The following is a 15964-nucleotide window of genomic DNA, read 5'->3' on the forward strand; positions in this document are numbered from 1 at the left end:
CGCCGCTCCCGCCGCGTCGCAGTCGGCCCCGGTCGACGAGGCCGAGTCCTCCAGCGGACTCCTGCAGCTCGCCCGCCGCCTCCACGAGGAGCACGTCCGCGAGGGCGCCGAGAAGCGCGACGCCCTCGTCGCCGAGGGCCGGGCCACCGCCGCCCGCCTCGTCGCCGAGGCCGAGGCCAAGCAGCGCCAGCAGCTCGCGAAGCTCGACGAGGAGCGCGCGACCGTGGAGCACCGCATCGACGAGCTCCGCACCTTCGAGCGCGAGTACCGCCAGAAGCTGAAGAGCTACATCGAGGGTCAGCTCCGCGAGCTCGACGTCCAGCCGGTCCCGGCGGAGTCGTCCTCGTTCCCCGGCTTCGGTGCGTAGCACCACCGCAGCGAACGTCAGGCCGAGGGTGCTCGTCACCCTCGGCCTCGTTGCGCTCGCGGTGTTCGCGATCGACCAGATCGCGAAGCACCTGGTCACGACGACCCTCACGCTCGGCGAGGACGTCCACGTCCTGGGCGACGTCCTGATCCTGCACTACGTGAAGAACCCCGGAGCGGCCTTCTCGCTCGCGAGCGGCTCCACCTGGATCTTCTCGATCATCGCCGCGTGCGTGGTCGTGGCGGTCGTCTGGTTCGCCCGCCGCATCCGCTCGGCCGCGTGGGCCGTGTTCTTCGGGCTGCTGCTGGGCGGCACGCTCGGCAACCTGTTCGACCGTCTCTTCCGCGAGCCGTCGTTCGGCCTCGGACACGTCGTCGACTTCCTCTACACGCCGTGGCTGCTCCCGGCGATCTACAACATCGCCGACATCGCCATCTGCTCGGCGATGGCGATCTTCGTGATCCTGAGTCTGCGGGGCGTCAACCTCGACGGCACGCGCACGACGAAGGCGAGCGAGGCCGCGGCGGCCCAGGAGGCGTCCGACGCTCCGGCGGCCGCGAGGTCGGCCGAGGGAGCCGAGGCTCCGCGCGACGAGCCGAGGACCGGCGCCTGATGGTGCAGTCCCGCTCCCTGCCCGTCCCCGACGGACTCGACGGCCTGCGCACCGACGCGGCCGTCGCCAAGCTCCTGGGCTTCTCCCGCACCTTCGCGGCCGACGTCGCGGAGGCCGGGGGAGTGACGGCCGACGGCCGCGTGCTCGACAAGAGCGACCGTGTCGTGGCCGGCTCCTGGCTCACGGTCGAGTGGTCGCCGCGCGAGGAGCCGCGGATCGTCCCGATCGCGGTCCCCGACCTCGGCATCGTGCACGACGACGACGACATCGTCGTCATCGACAAGCCGGTCGGGGTCGCCGCCCATCCCGCTGTCGGCTGGGAGGGGCCCACCGTCCTCGGCGCCCTCGCGGCGGCCGGTTTCACCGTGTCCACCTCGGGAGCGGCCGAGCGGGCGGGCATCGTGCACCGCCTCGACGCCGGGACCAGCGGCCTCATGGTCGTCGCCAAGTCGGAGCGGGCCTACACGCACCTGAAGCGGGCCTTCCACGACCGCAGGGTCGAGAAGGTCTACCACGCCGTCGTGCAGGGCCATCCGGATCCGCTCGTGGGCACCATCGACGCCCCGCTCGGTCGCCACCCCTCCTCCGACTGGAAGTTCGCGATCCGCGCCGACGGGAAGCCGTCGGTGACCCACTACGAGACGATCGAGGCGTTCCCGTTCGCGTCGCTGCTCGAGATCCACCTCGAGACCGGCCGCACCCACCAGATCCGCGTGCACATGGCCGCCCAGCGGCACCCGTGCGTCGGCGACTCCATGTACGGCGCGGATCCGACCCTGTCGGCCCGTCTCGGGCTCACCCGCCAGTGGCTCGACGCGGTGCGCCTGGGCTTCGCCCACCCCGGGACCGGCGAGTGGGTCGAGTTCCAGGCGTCGTACCCCGACGACCTCGCCCACGCGCTCTCGGTGCTGCGCGGGGAGTGAGCCGAGGCGGGCGATCCGCCGCTCCCCGCCGTCCGGCCGTGCTCGCGCGGTTAGACTTTTTCACCGCGGTCGTCCACGACCCTGCCCGGTTCCCCGGTCCCCTCGCTCGCAGTCCGTCGGAGGCGCATCCTTGCCGAGTAACGATTCCTTCGTCCACCTCCACGTGCACAGCGAGTACTCGATGCTCGACGGTGCGGCGCGGGTGAAGCCGCTCATCGACGCGGCGGTCGAGGAGGGCATGCCCGCGATCGCCGTGACCGACCACGGGAACGTGTTCGGCGCCTTCGACTTCTGGCGCACGGCGACGGCAGCGGGCATCAAGCCGATCATCGGCACCGAGGCGTACCTCACGCCCGGAACGCACCGCTCGGACAAGACGCGCATCCGCTGGGGCGACGGCGGCGGCGACGACGTCTCCGGCTCGGGCGCGTACACGCACATGACCCTGCTGAGCTCGACGACGACGGGCATGCACAACCTCTTCCGCCTGTCGTCGCGGGCGTCGATCGAGGGCTACTACTTCAAGCCCCGCATGGACCGCGAGATCCTCTCGCAGTACTCCGAGGGCCTCATCGGCACGACCGGCTGCCCGAGCGGCGAGGTGCAGACGCGGCTGCGGCTGGGGCAGTACAAGGAGGCGCGCCAGGCGGCGGCCGACTACCGCGACATCTTCGGCAAGGAGAACTTTTTCGCCGAGATCATGGATCACGGCCTCGACATCGAGCGGCGCGTCATCGGAGACGTGATCCGGCTCGCCAAGGACCTCGACCTGCCGCTCGTCGCCACGAACGACCTCCACTACACGCACGCGCACGACGCGACGTCGCACGCGGCGCTGCTCTGCGTGCAGTCGGGCACGACGCTCGACGACCCCAAGCGCTTCAAGTTCGACGCCGACGAGTTCTACCTCAAGTCGCCGCGCGAGATGCGCCAGGTCTTCCGCGACCACCCGGAGGCGTGCGACAACACGCTCCTCATCGCCGAGCGCTGCGACGTGCAGTTCGACACGAGCGCGAACTACATGCCGCGCTTCCCGGTGCCGGAGGGCGAGACCGAGGACACCTGGTTCGTCAAGGAGGTCGAGGCGGGGCTGCACGAGCGCTACCCCGACGGCATCTCGCAGGAGGTCCGCGCGCGCGCCGACTACGAGACCCAGGTCATCCTGCAGATGGGCTTCCCCGGCTACTTCCTCGTCGTCGCCGACTTCATCAACTGGTCCAAGCGCAACGGGATCCGCGTCGGTCCCGGCCGCGGCTCCGGTGCCGGCTCGATGGCCGCGTACGCGATGAAGATCACCGACCTCGATCCGCTGCGCCACGGCCTGATCTTCGAGCGGTTCCTGAACCCGGACCGCGTCTCCATGCCCGACTTCGACGTCGACTTCGACGACCGTCGCCGCGGCGAGGTCATCCGGTACGTCACCGAGAAGTACGGCGACGAGCGCGTCGCGCAGATCGTCACCTACGGCACCATCAAGGCGAAGCAGGCGCTCAAGGACGCCTCGCGCGTGCTCGGCTTCCCGTTCGGCATGGGGGAGAAGCTCACCAAGGCGATGCCGCCCGCGATCATGGGCAAGGACATCCCGCTGAGCGGGATCAACGACCCCGCGCACGCCCGCTACAAGGAAGCGGTCGACGTCCGGAACGTGATCGCCGAGGACCCGCAGGCCAAGCTCGTCTTCGACACCGCGCTCGGACTCGAGAACCTCAAGCGGCAGTGGGGCGTGCACGCCGCGGGCGTCATCATGTCGAGCGACCCGCTGCTCGACATCATCCCGATCATGAAGCGGGAGCAGGACGGCCAGATCGTCACGCAGTTCGACTACCCCGCGTGCGAGTCCCTCGGCCTGATCAAGATGGACTTCCTGGGGCTGCGCAACCTCACGATCATCGACGACGCGCTCGACAACATCCGGGCCAACCGCGGGCAGGACCTCGTGCTCGAGGACCTCGAGCTCGACGACCCCGCGGCCTACGAGCTGCTCGCCCGGGGCGACACCCTCGGCGTGTTCCAGCTCGACGGCGGCCCCATGCGCGGGCTCCTGCGCCTGATGAAGCCCGACAACTTCGAGGACATCTCGGCGGTCCTGGCGCTCTACCGGCCGGGTCCGATGGGCGCCGACTCGCACACCAACTACGCGCTGCGGAAGAACGGCGTCCAGCCGATCACGCCGATCCACCCCGAGCTCGAGGAGCCGCTCGCGGAGGTGCTCGGCGGCACCTACGGCCTGATCGTGTACCAGGAGCAGGTCATGTCGATCGCGCAGAAGCTCGCGGGCTTCACTCTCGCGCAGGCCGACCTGCTGCGGCGCGCGATGGGCAAGAAGAAGAAGTCGGAGCTGGACAAGCAGTTCGAGGGCTTCTCGGGCGGCATGACCGGCAACGGCTACTCCATGGAGGCCGTCAAGACGCTCTGGGACATCCTGCTGCCGTTCTCGGACTACGCCTTCAACAAGGCGCACTCGGCGGCGTACGGCGTCGTCTCGTACTGGACGGCCTACCTCAAGGCGCACTACCCCGCCGAGTACATGGCGGCGCTGCTGACGAGCGTCGGCGACTCCAAGGACAAGATGGCGGCGTACCTCAATGAGTGCCGCCGCATGGGCATCAAGGTGCTGCCGCCGGACGTGAACGAGTCCATCGGGTTCTTCACGGCGGTCGGGACCGACATCCGGTTCGGCCTCGGCGCCGTCCGCAACGTCGGCACGAACGTCGTGGAGGGCATCCGCGCGGCCCGGGAGGAGAAGGGGCGCTTCGAGACGTTCCACGACTTCCTCCGCAAGGTGCCGATGCAGGCGACCAACAAGCGCACCATCGAGTCGCTGATCAAGGCCGGCGCGTTCGACTCGCTCGGCTCCACGCGCCGGGCCCTCGTCGAGATCCACGAGGACGCCGTCGAGGCGGCCGTCGGTGAGAAGCGGAACGAGGCCAACGGACAGGTCGGCTTCGACTTCGACAGCCTCTGGGACGAACCGCAGGCGGCGGTCCAGGTGCCGGAGCGACCCGAGTGGGCCAAGCGCGACAAGCTCGCCTTCGAGCGGGACATGCTCGGCCTCTACGTGTCGGACCACCCGCTCGCAGGCCTCGAGACGGAGCTGGCCAAGCACTACAGCACGACCATCGCCGACCTCCTCGTCTCGGAGACCATCGGCGACGGCGAGACGGTCGTCGTCGCCGGGCTCGTGACCAGCGTCCAGCACCGCATGGCGAAGACGTCGGGGAACCAGTACGGGATGATCCAGGTCGAGGACTTCGGCGGCGAGATCACCTGCATGTTCATGGGCAAGGCGTACCAGGAGTTCGCTCCCGCGCTCACCAACGACTCCATCGTGGTCGTCCGCGGCCGCGTCAGCATGCGCGACGACGGCATGAACCTGCACGCGTTCAGCCTCTTCGCGCCCGAGATGAACCAGGACGGCGACTCCGGCCCTCTGACCGTGTCCCTGCCCGAGTCCCGCGCCACGACCGACACCGTCTCGCAGCTCAGCGACGTCCTCATCCGCCACTCCGGCTCGACCGAGGTGCGGCTGAAGCTGATCAAGGGCGACACGGCCCGCGTCTTCGAAGTGCCGTTCCCGGTCCGGATCACCCCGGATCTGTTCGGCGAGCTGAAGTCGCTGCTGGGCCCCAACTGCCTGTACTGAGTTCGATTCCGAGCCGGTCCCTGCCCGGCTCGGCGCGGTCGGCTTCGCGACGGGGTGCGTCGCGTGGAGCGGGGTGCGTTCGGCTACGGCGATCCGCTGGGACGCGGATCACCGGTTCGCCTCGGGGGTGCTGCGAGGTGGGGGAGGCGCGCCTGCGGCGGCGCGCTCCTCGAGCGTCCCCACACGGACGGCTCGCCGCCGCCCCTGCTGGTCGAGTAGCCGCGGAGCGGCGTATCGAGAGGCCCGCACCTGCGGAGCCGATCGGAGCTGCCCTCATTCTGCTGGTCGAGTAGCCGCGGAGCGGCGTATCGAGACCCTTGCACCCGCGGAGCAGATCCGAGGAGCCCCGATCGTGCGGGTCGAGACGACAGTGCCGGCTCGCTCCCGGCTCATGATCGGCGCGATGTGCCGGGCGACCGGCCGCAGCCCGAGCGGAGCGGCGCCGCGGCGCCGGAGGGCGGCGGGGGTGGCCGGTAGACTGGGGCGGCCATGATCCAGACTCTCGACCTCCGCGGCCGTCGTCCCTCCGCCGCCGAGCTGCTCGCCCTCGTGCCGCGCAACCCGGGCACCTCCGCCGATGTCGGACCGATCGTCGCCGAGCTCATCGCCGACGTCCGCGCCCGAGGTGCGGAGGCGCTCCTCGACCAGTCCGAGCGCCTGGACGGCGTCCGCCCGCCGCACCTCCGCGTGCCGGCCGAGCACATCGCCGCCGCCGTCCGCGATCTCGATCCGGCCATCCGCTCCGCCCTCGACGAGGCGATCGTCCGGGTGCGCCGCGCCAGCGCCGCGCAGATCCCGCCGGAGCGGACCACCGTCCTCGACGACGGCGCCACCGTGGTCCAGCGCTGGACGCCGGTGGCGCGCGCCGGCCTCTACGTCCCCGGCGGCAAGGCCGTGTACCCCTCGAGCGTCGTCATGAACGTCGTCCCCGCCCAGGCGGCGGGCGTCGAGTCCATCGCCATCGTCTCGCCGCCGCAGAAGGCGTTCGGCGGCGCTGTGCACCCGACGATCCTGGCGGCGGCGGGTCTCCTCGGCATCGACGAGGTCTACGCCGCAGGAGGTGCGGGCGCCGTCGCCGCCCTGGCCTACGGCGTCGAGTCGATCGGCCTCGAGCCGGTCGGAATGATCACCGGACCCGGCAACATCTGGGTCACGACCGCGAAGCGCCAGGTGCTCGGCCAGGTCGGGATCGACTCCGAGGCCGGTCCGACGGAGATCCTCGTCATCGCCGACTCGACCGGCGACCCCCGGCTGATCGCCGCCGACCTGGTCAGCCAGGCCGAGCACGACGAGGCCGCGTCCGCGGTGCTCGTCACGGACGACGCCGAGCTGGCGCGGGCCGTCGGCGCGGAGGTCGAGCGCCAGGCCGCGACGACCCGCCACCGGGAGCGCGTGGCGATCGCGCTCGACGGCCCGCAGTCGGCGCTCGTGATCGTGGACGACCTCGAGACGGCTTGCGCCTTCAGCGACGCCTACGGACCCGAGCACCTCGAGCTGCACACGAGCGACCCCGAGGCGACCGCCGCGCTCATCCACGACGCGGGTGCGATCTTCCTCGGCCCGACGTCGCCGGTCAGCCTCGGCGACTACCTCGCCGGATCCAACCACGTGCTTCCCACGATGGGGCAGGCGCGGTTCTCCTCGGGTCTCGGCGCGTACACCTTCCTGCGCCCGCAGCAGCTCATCAGCTACGACCGCGGCGCCCTCTCGCGCGTCGCCCCGCACATCCGCGCACTCAGCGACGCCGAAGCGCTCCCCGCGCACGGCGACGCCGTCGACGCGCGCTTCGCCTGAACCGAGAGGCACCCCGCGATGTTCTGCCCGTTCTGCCGGCACCCCGACTCCCGGGTGATCGACTCCCGCACCAGCGACGACGGCCTCTCGATCCGCCGCCGGCGCCAGTGCCCCTCGTGCGGCCGCCGCTTCTCGACCACCGAGACCGCGAGCCTCGTCGTGATCAAGCGCAGCGGGGTCGTCGAGCCGTTCAGCCGCGAGAAGATCGTCAGCGGTGTGCGGAAGGCGTGCCAGGGCCGCCCTGTCACCGACTCCGACCTCGCGGTGCTCGCCCAGCGGGTGGAGGAGAGCATCCGCTCCACCGGCGCCTCGCAGATCGACGCGAACGACATCGGCCTCGCGATCCTCGCGCCGCTGCGCGAGCTCGACGAGGTCGCCTACCTCCGCTTCGCGAGCGTGTACCAGGCCTTCGACTCGCTCGACGACTTCGACTCCGCCATCACCCTCCTGCGCGCCGAGCGCGCCGGGGCCGCGCACCCGGCGGACGAGCTCTGATGGCCGCCCTCTACGCGGTCCTCTTCCGCACCGTCCTGCGGCGCATCGATCCGGAGCGCGCGCACCACCTGGCCTTCCCGATCATCCGCGGCCTGGCTCTCGTCGCGCCTCTCGCACGGCGGTTCACGATGCCGAGGCACGACGCGTCGGTCGAGACGCTCGGGCTGCGCTTCGCCACGCCGTTCGGAGTCGCCGCCGGCTTCGACAAGAACGCCACGGCCGTCCTGGGGCTGGGCGCGCTGGGCTTCGGGCACGTGGAGGTCGGCACGATCACGGCCCGCCCTCAGCCCGGCAACGACCGGCCGCGCCTCTTCCGCCTCGTCGCCGACCGCGCCGTCATCAACCGGATGGGCTTCAACAACCTCGGAGCGCGAGCCGCGGCGGGCCGGCTGGCCCGACTCCGCGGGGTGCGGGGACGTCCCGTCATCGGCGTCAACATCGGCAAGAGCCGCGCGGTCGACGTCGACGACGCGATCGAGGACTACCTGATCAGCGCCCGCATGCTGGCTCCTCTCGCCGACTACCTGGTCGTCAACGTGAGCTCGCCGAACACCCCCGGACTGCGCGGCCTGCAGGAGATCGACAAGCTGGAGCCGCTGCTCGCCGCCGTCAAGGACGCGGCCGACGCGACTCCGCTGCTCGTCAAGATCGCCCCCGACCTCTCCGACGACGAGGTCGTGCGCGTCGCCGAGCTCGCCGTGCGACTCGGGCTCGACGGCGTCATCGCCACCAACACGACGCTCTCGCGAGAAGGCCTCGAGACGGACACGGCGGTCGTCGCCGACGCCGGCGCAGGCGGACTCTCGGGAGCCCCGCTCGCCGCCCGCTCGCTCGCCGTCCTCCGCGTGATCCGCGCCGTCGTCCCCACGGAGTTCTGCGTCATCTCGGTCGGAGGCGTCGAGACCGCCGCCGACGTGCAGGAGCGTCTCGCCGCCGGCGCCACGCTCGTCCAGGGCTACACGGCCTTCATCTACGAGGGCCCCCTGTGGGCTGCGGGGTTGAACCGCGCGCTGCGCTGATCCCGATCCGGTCCCGGCCCGCGGTGCTGATCCCGAGCCGGTCCCTGCCCGGCTCGGCGCAGTCGGCGCCGCGCTGATCACCGATCCGGTCCCTGCCCGGCTCGGCGCGGTCGGCCTCCCGAGGCGGTCGCGTCCCGCAGAGCGTCCTGCGTTCGGCTAGGTCGATTCGCTGAGACGCGAATCGCCCGTTCGCCTCCAGGGGAACGCCTTGCCGAAGACCGAACTGCGGTGATCGGTCGGACGCGCGAAGTGCTCCGCAGAGCTCTGCTCTCGGATCTCGACCGCGAGCTCGACTTCTCGAACTCGTACGCATACGGGACGTACCTCACGGAGTGCAGAGGTCAGGCGCCCGACGGCTCCAGCGAGGGCCGTTGGAGACCGTGGAGATCAGGAGTGCGACGGCATCCCGGTGAGGGGCAGCGACGACAGCCCCGAAGCTCGTCGCTCGGTCGTCGTGTCTTCGTCTCGAGGACGAGTCACCTCACGGCCCGGGCGCGAAAAGACGAACGGTCGGTCCGCGTGGCAGCGGATCGACCTAGTCGGACGCAGGACGCTTCTTGGAACAGGACCGCCCGCTCAGCCGACCGCGGCGAGGCCGCAGGCCGAGCAGGCGAGCACCAGTTCCCGGAGCGAGCGCAGCGCGCTCACTCCGGGAACTGCCCGCGCTTCACCTGGGGCTTGGGGAGGCGCATGACGCGGAGCTGGAGGGCGCGCATCGCGGCGTACCAGCGGATGCCCTTCTCGACCTTGTCGGCTCCGTAGCGCTCGGCGAGCTTCTTGCGCATGCGCATGCCGAGCAGCACGCAGTCGAGCACGGCCACGAGGAAGAACGCCCAGAGCACGATGAGGGTGACGTACTGGAGCTCGGGCTGGGGGAAGAAGCTCAGCAGAAGGACGACGACCATGACGGGGATCAGGAACTCGCCGAGGCTGAACCGCGCGTCGACCCAATCGCGGACGAACTTGCGCTGCGGGCCCTTGTCGCGGAGCGGCAGGTAGCGCTGGTCGCCGGCGGCGAGGCCGATCCGGGCCTGCTCGCGCGCCACGGCGGCCTTCTCGCGGGCGTCGCGTGCGGCCTGCTTGCGGTCGGTCGTCACGAGCGGACGCTGGTTCGCGAGCTCGCGCTCGCGCCGGGTCGGCGTCGGCCGCCCCTTGCCGGTCGACGGGGCCGAGTCGGCGTCGTCGGGCGTGTCGGTTGCGATCGGGTGCTTGGCCACGGTGAACGTCCTTGGAATCGAGGGTCTCTTAAGATTACCTGCATGGCCCACGACGCTCCGACTCCGACGTCCACTCTCCCAGCAGCCGAGGAGGCGGTCCTGGCCGCCGTCCGCGACGACCTCCCGCGCTCCCTCGCGGAGCTCGGGCGCCTCGTCCGCATCCCGTCCGTCTCGTGGGACGGCTTCGACGCCACCCGGGTGGCCGCGAGTGCCGACGCGATCGCCGAGCTCGCCCGGGAGACCGGCGCCTTCGAGGACGTGTCGATCCGCCGGTCGACGATCGGCGACTCGGGAGTGCTCGGGCAGCCGGCCGTCCTCGCGACCCGCGCCGCGCGGAACGGCGCCCCCACGGTCCTCCTCTACGCGCACCACGACGTCCAGCCGCAGGGCGCGGAGTCCTCCTGGGAGACCCCGCCGTTCGAGCCGACGGTGCGCGGCGACCGCCTCTACGGCCGGGGCGCGGCCGACGACAAGGCCGGAGTGGTCTCCCACCTCGCTGCCGTCCGCGCGCTCCGCCAGGTGGCCGGCGACGACCACGACCTGGGCCTCGTCCTCTTCATCGAGGGCGAGGAGGAGTTCGGCTCGCGATCGTTCCCCACCTTCCTCCGCGAGCACCACGACGCACTGCGCGCCGACGTCATCGTCGTGGCCGACAGTGACAACTGGGACGTGGACACCCCGTCGCTGACCGTGGGCCTGCGCGGCAACGTCACCTTCACGCTCACGGTGCGGACCCTCGACCACGCCTCCCACTCCGGCATGCTCGGCGGAGCGGTCCCCGACGCGATGCTCGCGACCGTGCGACTGCTCGCCACCCTGTGGACCGAGGACGGCTCGGTCGCCGTGGACGGGCTGCGCGAGCACGACGGCGCCGTCCCCGAGATCACCGAGGGGGAGCTGCGTCGCGACGCGGGCCTGCTCGACGGCGTCTCGCCGATCGGGTCCGGCCCCTTCCTCTCGCGGATCTGGTCCAAGCCGTCGATCACGGTCACGGGGATCGACGCGCCGAGCGTCGTGGACGCCTCGAACACCCTGAGCCCCTCCGTGCGGGTCAAGATCAGCGCGCGCATCGCGCCGGGCCAGGAGGCGCCGGAGGGCTTCGCCGCGCTCGAGCGCCACCTGCGCGATCACGCTCCGTTCGGCGCCCACCTCGAGATCGACGACGTCGACACGGGGGAGCCCTTCCTCGTCGACACGTCGGGCTGGGCGGTGGGCCTGGTCAAGCAGGCGATGGCGGACGCCTGGGGCCGCGACCCACTGGAGACGAGCGCGGGCGGCAGCATCCCCTTCATCGCAGACCTCGTCCGCGAGTTCCCCGCGGCCCAGATCCTGGTGACCGGCGTCGAGGACCCCGACTCGCGCGCGCACAGCCCCAACGAGTCCCTCCACCTCGGCGTCTTCAAGCGCGCCGCGCAGGCGGAGGCGCTCTTCCTGCTGCGCGCGGCGGCCCACCGCAGCTGACGCACCCGCGCGGATCCGGAATACCCGGCTCCGCGGGGGAGTTGCCACCGTAGAATCGTGTGGCACGACCGACGGCAGCACGCCGTTCCCCGGCAGCACGCCGTCATCACCGCACCGACCCCCTCGAGGAGTGACATGTCCGACACGACATCGACCGTCGACCAGAAGACCGCGCACGGCGTCTCGATGACCCCCGTCGCCGCCGCGAAGGTGAAGAGCCTCCTCGAGCAGGAGGGCCGCGACGACCTGCGCCTGCGCGTCGCCGTCCAGCCCGGCGGCTGCTCCGGCCTGATCTACCAGCTCTACTTCGACGAGCGCACCCTCGAGGGCGACGCGGCGGTCGAGTTCGAGGGCGTGGGCCTGGTCGTCGACAAGATGAGCGTCCCGTACCTCGACGGCGCCTCGATCGACTTCGAGGACACCATCCAGAAGCAGGGCTTCACCATCGACAACCCCAACGCGGGCGGCAGCTGCGCCTGCGGCGACAGCTTCCACTGATCGACGGCGGCGACACGCCGCACCAGCACCTCCCGGACGCGTCCGACGGCTCGCAGAAGCGGGCGGTCGGGCGCGTCCGTCGTCCTTTGCACCGTCGGCCGCCGAGGTCAAGAGCGTCCCGCGGTGCACTCCGGTCCCGACGGGGAAGGTAGGCTGGAGCCGGTCTAATACAGTTTCGTGTGAACTGGTCCCCAGTCTTCCGAAAGGTCACCGGTGCGCTTCAATCGCCGTCTCCGCAGATGGGTCGCTGCCCCCGTTGCAGGAGCCCTCGCCCTCGTTCTCGCGGGCTGCACGCAGGAGCAGCTCCAGGGCTGGCTCCCCACCGAACCCGGGACGACGAACCACGTCGACCGGGTCATCGGCCTCTGGGTCACCTCCTGGATCGTCCTCCTCGCCGTCGGCGTCGTCACGTGGGGGCTCACGATCTGGGCCGTCGTCGTGTACCGGCGCCGGAAGGGCCAGACGGGCCTCCCGGTGCAGCTCCGCTACAACATGCCCATCGAGATCTTCTACACGATCGTGCCGCTGATCCTGGTGATCGGCTTCTTCGCCTTCACCGCCCGTGATCAGGCGGCGATCGAGGAGCCCTACGAGAACCCCGACGAGACCATCCAGGTCTACGGCAAGCAGTGGGCGTGGGACTTCAACTACGTCGACGAGGACGTGTACTCCGCCGGCATCCAGGGCCAGTACGAGTCCTCCGACGGCGACGCCAACGGCTCGCTCGTCGAGTCCGAGGTGCCCACCCTGTACCTCCCGGTCGGCGAGAAGATCAAGATCCAGCTCGACGCCCGCGACGTCATCCACTCCTTCTGGGTCGTCGACTTCCTCTACAAGAAGGACATGATCCCCGGCAAGACGAACTACATGTACGTCACGCCGCTCAAGGAGGGCACGTACGCCGGCAAGTGCGCCGAGCTCTGCGGCGAGTACCACTCCGCGATGCTCTTCAACGTCGAGGTCGTCGACCGAGACACGTACGACGACTACATCCAGTCGCTGCGCGACGCGGGCCAGACCGGCCAGCTCGGCGCCGAGTACGACCGCAACAGCAACCTTCCCGGAACCGGTGCGCCGGTCCGCACCGAGAACGAGGAGTAGGGGAGCATGAGCACCGCCACCGCACCCGCCCCGTCGTCCCGCACCTTCGGCACCCCGCCCGTCGAGCGCAAGGCGAACGTCCTCGTTCGCTGGATGACGTCCACCGACCACAAGGTCATCGGGTACATGTACCTGATCACGTCGTTCATCTATTTCTGCATCGCAGGAGTCATGGCGCTGGTCATCCGCGCCCAGCTGTTCGAGCCGGGCCTGGCCGTCGTCGAGACGCGCGAGCAGTACAACCAGCTGTTCACGATGCACGGCACGATCATGCTGCTGATGTTCGCGACGCCGCTGTTCGCCGGCTTCGCCAACGTCCTGATGCCGCTGCAGATCGGCGCCCCCGACGTCGCCTTCCCGCGACTGAACGCCTTCGCCTACTGGCTCTACAGCTTCGGCTCGCTCATCGCGGTCGCCGGCTTCGTCACCCCGCAGGGCGCCGCCTCGTTCGGATGGTTCGCCTACGCGCCACTGTCGAGCACGACGTTCTCGCCAGGGTTGGGCGGCAATCTCTGGGTCTTCGGCCTGGGCCTCTCCGGCTTCGGCACGATCCTCGGCGCGGTGAACTTCATCACCACGATCATCACGATGCGCGCCCCGGGCATGACCATGTTCCGCATGCCGATCTTCACGTGGAACATCCTCGTGACGTCGATCCTCGTGCTGCTGGCCTTCCCGGTCCTCGCCGCCGCGATGTTCGCCCTCGGTGCCGACCGCGTCTTCGACGCCCACATCTACGACGCGGCCAACGGCGGCGTCCTGCTGTGGCAGCACCTCTTCTGGTTCTTCGGGCACCCCGAGGTGTACATCATCGCTCTGCCGTTCTTCGGCATCGTGTCCGAGGTGTTCCCGGTCTTCAGCCGCAAGCCGATCTTCGGCTACAAGACGCTGATCTACGCGACCATCGCCATCGCCGCGCTGTCCGTGACGGTCTGGGCGCACCACATGTACGTCACCGGCTCGGTGCTGCTGCCGTTCTTCTCGCTGATGACGATGCTCATCGCGGTTCCGACCGGCGTGAAGATCTTCAACTGGATCGGCACCATGTGGCGCGGATCGGTCACCTTCGAGACCCCGATGATCTGGGCGATCGGCTTCCTGATCACCTTCACCTTCGGTGGCCTCACCGGCGTCATCCTCGCGTCGCCGCCGCTCGACTTCCACGTGTCCGACTCGTACTTCGTCGTCGCGCACTTCCACTACGTCGTGTTCGGCACCGTCGTCTTCGCGATGTTCTCGGGCTTCTACTTCTGGTGGCCCAAGTGGACCGGCAAGATGCTGAACGAGACGCTGGGCAAGTGGCACTTCTGGCTGCTGTTCATCGGCTTCCACACCACGTTCCTCATCCAGCACTGGCTCGGCGTCGTGGGCATGCCCCGCCGCTACGCGAGCTACCTCCCCGAGGACGGCTTCACCTGGATGAACCAGCTGTCGACGATCGGAGCGATGATCCTCGCGGTCTCGCTGATCCCGTTCTTCCTCAACGTGTACATCACGGCCCGCAAGGCGCCGAAGGTCACCGTGAACGACCCGTGGGGCTTCTCGCGCTCGCTCGAGTGGGCGACCTCCTGCCCGCCGCCCCGCCACAACTTCACGTCCATCCCGCGCATCCGCAGCGAGGCTCCGGCCTTCGACCTGAACCACCCCGAGGCCGGCATCCCCGTCGGAATCGGTCCGGCGAAGGACGCTCCGGACGCCCCCACGTACGACAAGTCCGAAGGCACGGTGAAGTAGGGCCATGCGCGCCAACGTCAATCTGTTCTGGCTCCTCGCCGGGTTCTTCCTCCTCGCGGCCGTCGCGTACACCGTGTGGTCCCTCATCGACACCGAGCAGGTGGAGTGGGTCGGGACTGTCGGGATCACCCTCTCGGCCGTGCTGGGCGCGTTCATCGCGTTCTACGTCGGTCGGGTGCACAAGGCGCAGGGCGCCGAACTGCCCGAGGACCGCCTCGACGCCGACATCGACGACGGGGACCCGGAGCTCGGCTTCTTCAGCCCCTGGAGCTGGTGGCCGCTGATCCTCGGCGGTGCGGCGGCTCTGGCCTTCCTCGGCCTCGCCGTCGGCATCTGGATCACCTACATCGCGGCCGGCATCTTCCTGATCGCGATCACGGGTTGGGTCTACGAGTACTACCGCGGATACTTCGCCCGCTAGACGGAGGACATCGGCTGAGGGCCGGGTGCACGGGAGCGACAGCTCCCGGCACCCGGCCCTTTCGCTGTGCACGGCAGGGCCCGCTGCACGGCAGGGCCCGCTGCACGGTCGAGTGGCGACGGAGGTGCACGGAGACGCTCGGCGACACGTTCCGCGTCATGTCGGTGAGCAGTCCCACGTCGACGCAGGAACGGCCAGGGATCCGACGGGGTGATCGCCGCGGTGCCGTGGGCCTCAGCAGTTGAGACCATGAGTGCGCCCGACGGCCGCCTCCACTGCCTCCTGGACCTCGTCAGCGCCACCTGGGGCTCGGAAGGCAGGATCGCGGACGGCGGTGACCACGACGGTGAGCGGTGGCACGGCGGAGACGTGGACGAGCGGCTACCGGGTGAGCGCCCTCTCGTGCACCCCGTCGACGGCGGATCCTCATTCCGCGCTCCGGATCGACGACAGCCGACGGCCAGAGCTCGTTCGACGCCGACGGACGGGAGCATCGAGCACGCCGAGGGTCGACCACGCCGTGTCGGCCGTGTGGGAATCATGTTCTGCGGACGGGGAAGGGCCCTTCAGAAGGGGTCGGTGAGCCGCATCTCCGGCTGTGATCAACTCCTGAGCACGGACGCTGACTCCGCGCTTCCCTGGTCGTCAGTGTCTCGCTGACCGCCGATGCGGACGCCC

At 70.1% G+C, this 15964-nt stretch carries 12 protein-coding genes and 1 pseudogene; 12 read left to right on the plus strand and 1 reads right to left on the minus strand.

Annotation, left to right across the window (positions count from 1 at the left end):
• From B0T42_RS02590 to B0T42_RS02620, 7 genes and pseudogenes are all read left to right on the plus strand, one after another.
• A pseudogene (locus tag B0T42_RS02590) lies at positions 1–367 on the plus strand (DivIVA domain-containing protein); the annotation flags it as partial.
• Positions 368–395: 28 nt separating this feature from the next.
• Positions 396–980, plus strand: coding sequence for a signal peptidase II (lspA, locus tag B0T42_RS02595; protein ID WP_077221836.1), 585 nt, complete (start codon positions 396–398; stop codon positions 978–980).
• A gap of 2 nt (positions 981–982) precedes the next feature.
• The gene (locus tag B0T42_RS02600) at positions 983–1903 is read left to right on the plus strand and encodes an RluA family pseudouridine synthase (protein ID WP_077221893.1); all 921 of its coding nucleotides are present in this window, start codon (positions 983–985) and stop codon (positions 1901–1903) included.
• A 181-nt stretch (positions 1904–2084) separates the two neighbouring features.
• Complete coding sequence (dnaE, locus tag B0T42_RS02605; RefSeq protein ID WP_236720079.1) at positions 2085–5546, plus strand: DNA polymerase III subunit alpha; 3462 nt, start codon at positions 2085–2087, stop codon at positions 5544–5546.
• A gap of 489 nt (positions 5547–6035) precedes the next feature.
• A complete protein-coding gene (hisD, locus tag B0T42_RS02610) occupies positions 6036–7340 on the plus strand; it encodes a histidinol dehydrogenase (protein ID WP_077221838.1) in 1305 nt (434 codons plus the stop codon).
• 18 nt (positions 7341–7358) lie between these two features.
• Positions 7359–7835: a transcriptional regulator NrdR gene (nrdR, locus tag B0T42_RS02615; protein WP_077221839.1), complete on the plus strand. Its 477-nt coding sequence runs from the start codon at positions 7359–7361 to the stop codon at positions 7833–7835.
• Positions 7835–8854, plus strand: coding sequence for a quinone-dependent dihydroorotate dehydrogenase (locus B0T42_RS02620; protein WP_077221840.1), 1020 nt, complete (start codon positions 7835–7837; stop codon positions 8852–8854). Before nrdR ends, B0T42_RS02620 begins: the two co-directional genes overlap by 1 nt.
• 644 nt (positions 8855–9498) lie before the next feature.
• Here B0T42_RS02620 and B0T42_RS02625 read toward each other — a convergent pair.
• Positions 9499–10071 carry a DUF3043 domain-containing protein gene (locus tag B0T42_RS02625; protein WP_077221841.1) on the minus strand — a complete coding sequence of 191 codons (573 nt, stop codon included), beginning with the start codon at positions 10069–10071 and terminating at the stop codon, positions 9499–9501.
• A gap of 42 nt (positions 10072–10113) precedes the next feature.
• Between B0T42_RS02625 and B0T42_RS02630 the strand changes: the two genes are divergently transcribed.
• From B0T42_RS02630 to B0T42_RS02650, 5 genes are all read left to right on the plus strand, one after another.
• Positions 10114–11532, plus strand: coding sequence for a dipeptidase (locus B0T42_RS02630; RefSeq protein WP_077221842.1), 1419 nt, complete (start codon positions 10114–10116; stop codon positions 11530–11532).
• A gap of 135 nt (positions 11533–11667) precedes the next feature.
• The gene (gene erpA / locus B0T42_RS02635; protein WP_056867261.1) at positions 11668–12030 is read left to right on the plus strand and encodes an iron-sulfur cluster insertion protein ErpA; all 363 of its coding nucleotides are present in this window, start codon (positions 11668–11670) and stop codon (positions 12028–12030) included.
• A gap of 213 nt (positions 12031–12243) precedes the next feature.
• Positions 12244–13131: an aa3-type cytochrome oxidase subunit II gene (ctaC, locus tag B0T42_RS02640; RefSeq protein WP_055791662.1), complete on the plus strand. Its 888-nt coding sequence runs from the start codon at positions 12244–12246 to the stop codon at positions 13129–13131.
• Positions 13132–13137: 6 nt separating this feature from the next.
• Entirely contained in the window at positions 13138–14865 is a 1728-nt protein-coding gene (gene ctaD / locus B0T42_RS02645; RefSeq protein WP_077221843.1) for an aa3-type cytochrome oxidase subunit I, read from the plus strand.
• 4 nt (positions 14866–14869) lie between these two features.
• Positions 14870–15286 carry a cytochrome c oxidase subunit 4 gene (locus B0T42_RS02650; protein WP_056867259.1) on the plus strand — a complete coding sequence of 139 codons (417 nt, stop codon included), beginning with the start codon at positions 14870–14872 and terminating at the stop codon, positions 15284–15286.
• The last annotated feature ends 678 nt before the right edge of the window (positions 15287–15964 follow it).

It is taken from the genome of Rathayibacter rhapontici, from assembly GCF_001995175.1.
In the GTDB taxonomy this organism is placed as follows: Bacteria; Actinomycetota; Actinomycetes; order Actinomycetales; family Microbacteriaceae; genus Rathayibacter.